We start from the raw sequence: 4,669 nt of genomic DNA, 5'->3' as shown, positions 1-4,669 counted from the left end.
GGGGTTAGGCACAGGTCCCCCGCTGCTGCGACGAGCGAGCCATGCTCTCGTAAAGCGGTCAGTGTTTTTAAATGTCGTAGTTCTAGCATGCGTAATACCCAAAATATAAAAATGGCTTATTCCATTCCGGAAATAACTGAGCCCTTCCGATCTGGCTTAATTTAAATCATCTTAATATAAAATCAATGAATTTTTCTCACCTCAAGTAATGGGATGATAGTTTTAATAAAATCTCTCCTGTTTTAAACAGCAGCTATCGCATGATCACACTAATCCCTATTCAGGGTTATCCCTACATCCATATTAAATATGTGCTGAAATTTACCCAAGGACCATACTGATTCGCCACAGAAAACCTCAATCCAAGCCTGATCTTTTTATAAAACAAGTTATTCATCTGAAATGAAATATCCAGACATCGCTAAATAGATATATTACCTAACGAGGTACAGGACATGAACAGCCATTCTGCTTAGGGCAGCACACAGTAAAATAGAAGACTCAGGACAATTCTAGAATCATCCTGAGTATGGTGATTTCATTTTTTCATAGACTGGTCATCAGGCATCACGATTTTGTCTGGAATGATTCATCCAGCGATACAGTACCGGTAACAACACCAATGTCAGTAAAGTAGAGGAAATAATTCCGCCAATCACCACTGTCGCTAGCGGTCTTTGTACTTCGGCCCCTGTACCGGTAGCCAGTGCCATCGGCACAAAACCCAGTGAGGCAACACAGGCAGTCATCAGTACTGGTCTGAGCCTTAAGATTGCCCCCTGCCATACCGCTTCATGCAAGGAATATTGATCTCTTAATTCCTTGATAAAGGTCAACATGACCAGCCCATTCAACACTGCAACCCCAGAGAGGGCAATAAAGCCAATTCCTGCTGACATTGAAAGGGGAATATCGCGCAGCCATAAAAACAGTACGCCGCCTGTCAGAGCAAATGGAACACCGGTAAACACCAGCAGACTTTCCCTGACGTTGTGAAAGACGGCCATAAGTAAAATAAAAATCGTAATTAAGGCCAATGGAATTACGATTTGCATTCGGGCCTTGGCTGAAGCCAGATTTTCAAACTGTCCACCATATTCAATCCAGTAACCGCTGGGCAAATTGTATTCTTTGAGCCGGGCTTGCAGCTCAGAGACAAAAGAACCTAAATCACGGCCTTCAACATTTGTTGTGACCACAATTCGACGTTTACCATTTTCCCGACTGACCTGATTAATGCCTTCAATGGTCGAAACCTGTGCAATATCAGAGAGCACAATACTGCCCCCATTGGCAAGTTGTAAGGGCAATTGCGCAACAGCTGCGACATTACGCTCCTGATCACTCAGGCGGATGACAAAATCAAAACGGCGGTCTCCTTCCAGAATCTCTCCGACACTGCGCCCGCCAATACTGGCAGCCACCACATCCTGAATAGATCTGACACTGAGTCCATATTGGGCAGCCAGAGCTTTATCAATTTCAATATTGAGTAAAGGCAGACCTGAGGTTTGCTCCACTTGCACTGCGCTACTGCCTGCGATCTGCTGAATAATTTTGGCGATTTTTTCAGCTTCGCTATTAAGCAGCTGCATATCATCACCAAAAACCTTCACTCCGACATCACTACGCACTCCGGAAATCAGCTCATTAAAACGCAGTTCAATGGGCTGAGAAAACTCGCTGTTATTTCCCGGTAGTGTGGCAAGATAAGCGACCATTCGAGTTCTCAGCTCATCAATGGTCTCTTTCGGATCAGGCCATTCTTCATGCGGTTTCAACATGATATAGCCATCGGAAATATTCGGTGGCATCACATCGGTGGCCACCTCAGCCGTACCGGTACGGGCAAATACCGTTTTAATTTCCGGAAAATTTTTCAGTAACAGTTTTTCGGTATTTTCCTGCATGCGCAAGGATTCTTCCAGACCCGTACTGGGTGAGCGTAACTGCTGTACGGCAAAATCCCCTTCGCTTAATTGTGGTGCAAACTCGCTGCCAATTTTAGTGGCAAGCAAACCCGTCAGTACCAACAGGCAAATCGCAAAGGTCAACACCACGGCCTTATAGTGATAAGCACCATCCAGCACGTTTTGATAGCGGGTCTTGAGCCAGATCATCCAGCGGCTTTCTGTTTCCTGAATATCTCCCTTTACCCATAGCGCCACTGCCGCAGGTACAAAAGTAATGGACAGGATGATGGCAGCCACCAGCGCCAATACCACCGTTAAAGCCATAGGATGAAACAGTTTTGCTTCTACACCACTTAAAGCAAAAATCGGCAGATAGACCACCAAAATGATTAACTGGCCAAAGATCAGGGGACGGCGTGCCTGTCGTGCCGCCAGAAAAACTTCTTTAAAGCGTTCACTTTGACTAAGAGGACGTTTGAGCAGTTGCTGGGCATGGGCCAAGCGGCGAATACAGTTTTCAACAATTACCACGGCTCCATCCACAATGATGCCAAAATCAAGAGCGCCCAGACTCATCAGGTTGGCACTGATATTTTTTTGTGCCATCCCGGTTAAGGTAAACAGCATCGACAATGGAATAACGCAGGCGGTAATTAAAGCTGCTCGAATATTTCCCAAGAACAGAAACAGGATGATGATGACCAGAATGGCCCCTTCCAGCAGGTTTTTCTGTACGGTCTGAATGGCTTTTTCAACCAGTGTGGTACGGTCATACACCGTTTCAATACTGATCCCTTTAGGCAGGCTGCTCTGCACCTCCTGAATCTTGGCATGCACCGCCTGAGAAACTGTCCGGCTATTTTCTCCCATTGCCATCATGGCAATGCCCAGCACCGTTTCCTCACCATTATAAGTGGCGCCACCGGTTCTTAAATCGTGCCCAATAGATACCTGGGCAATATCTCCGACCCGAATCGGATCGCCATTTGGGCTGGCGATCATGGTATTTTCAATATCAGAGAGTTGGTTGAGTGTACCCGGTACACGTACCGTCAACTGCTGCCCATTGTCCTCAATGAATCCAGCTCCCCGGTTTTCATTATTCTCCTGCAATGTTTGCTGAAGCTGGTCTAATGAGATTTTCAGCTGCTGCATACGGTTCAGATCAGGTGACACCACATACGTTTTCTCAAAGCCGCCTATGCTGTTCACCTCTGCAACACCCTGCACACGCTGCAATTGAGGACGCACAATCCAGTCCTGAATCTCGCGTAAATCCATCGCCGTATATGCACTTCCATCCGGCTTTATGGCATTCGGGTCGGCTTTAAGTACCCATTGATAAATCTCTCCCAGACCTGTGGAAACGGGAGACATGGTCGGGGCAATTTGCGCAGGAAGTTCAGACTGCACTTCCTGTACCCGCTGGTTGATCTGCTGACGGGCCCAATAAATATCGGTGCCATCTTTAAAAACGACAGTAACCTGCGATAAGCCATAACGCGAAATGGAACGGGTCAGTTCCAGATCAGGAATCCCGGCCATGGCATTTTCAATGGGATAGGTAATCCGCTGTTCGACTTCAAGCGCCGTAAAACCATTCGCCTGAGTATTGATTTGAACCTGGGTATTGGTAATGTCAGGTACCGCATCAATTGGTAATTTCTGATAGCTGTAAATCCCGACTGCAATCCAGGTACAGGCAAAGAGAATGACCCAAATGGCATTTTGAATTGAGAACTGGATGATTCGTTCAAACAGTCCTTCTGCTTTGGGCAGATCAGAATTAGTGTTCATGGCCTGCCTCATCTTTTTCCAGTTCAGATTTCAGCAAGAAACTGCCTTGGCTAATATACTTTTGTCCTTCACTCAGACCCGAAATCACTTCCAGCCATTCGCCATCACTGGAAACTTGTCCAAGTACGACGTGCTGGGCCTTTAAATGCACCTGACCTTTTTCTTGCGACTCAACAATGAAAATACTGTCCTCGCCTTCAATCTGTTGCAGTGCAGATTTTTGAATACGCAACGCAGTTTTTGCAGATGGTTCGCTAATCAGCACATTCACCAGGACATTCGGCCGCAGTTCGTCAGCTTGGACATTCAGCTTGGCGCGTACCACCAGACGCCCGGTTTGCACATCGGCCTGAGGGCTTAAGCTTTGAATGACGGCGGTATAGCTTTGCTCGGAGCCATTGCTCTTAAAAGCAATCGTTTGGCCTGGTTGCAACTGGCCTGGAAACTGATTTGGCAGATTAAATTCAAGCCATAAGTCTTTTAACTGTTCAATCACAAATAACTGGTCGGCCAGCTGGACATTTTCACCGACCACAATATCCTTCTGGCTGATCACGCCCGAGATTGGTGCTCGAATCAGAAAACGGCCATTATTATTGCCACTTGCGCCCAAGGCATTTAAACGTGCCTTGGCAGATTGCACACTAATCTGGGCCTGACGATAGGCACTTTCGGCACGCTGGTAATCCTGTTTTGCTGATATTCCCTGTGACCAGAGCTGCTGTTCACGCTGATATTCCTGACGGGCCAGTTCCAGAGTGGCTTCCGCCATTCTCAGATTCGCCTGCTGGTCGATCAGCTCAGGTACAGAAAGTACCGCCAGTATTTGCCCTTTTTTTACATTCTGTCCTAAAGCTACATTTACCTGCTCGACATGACCACTAAAGTTCGGAGAAATATGTGCCTGCTGGTCGGTATTGACCACCAACCGGCCCGGCAATGTGGTCAGCTTTTCAACC

The 4,669-nt window shown here is 46.9% G+C and carries 2 protein-coding genes and 1 pseudogene; all 3 read right to left on the bottom strand.

All coding sequences use genetic code 11. The annotated features are described in order from the left end of the window. Window positions 1–89: pseudogene (locus tag E2K52_RS13430) on the bottom strand (LysR family transcriptional regulator); the annotation flags it as partial. 471 nt (window positions 90–560) lie between these two features. Next, the gene (locus tag E2K52_RS13425; protein ID WP_151205538.1) at window positions 561–3,710 is read right to left on the bottom strand and encodes an efflux RND transporter permease subunit; all 3,150 of its coding nucleotides are present in this window, start codon (window positions 3,708–3,710) and stop codon (window positions 561–563) included. Then, window positions 3,700–4,669: efflux RND transporter periplasmic adaptor subunit (locus E2K52_RS13420; protein WP_151205537.1), on the bottom strand; the 970-nt coding region annotated here is incomplete at its 5' end. The genes E2K52_RS13420 and E2K52_RS13425, both read right to left, overlap by 11 nt.

Source organism: Acinetobacter sp. RF14B (genome assembly GCF_006864105.1).
GTDB lineage: Bacteria > Pseudomonadota > Gammaproteobacteria > Pseudomonadales > Moraxellaceae > Acinetobacter > Acinetobacter lwoffii_C.
This window is presented reverse-complemented; position numbering and strand designations above follow the sequence as displayed.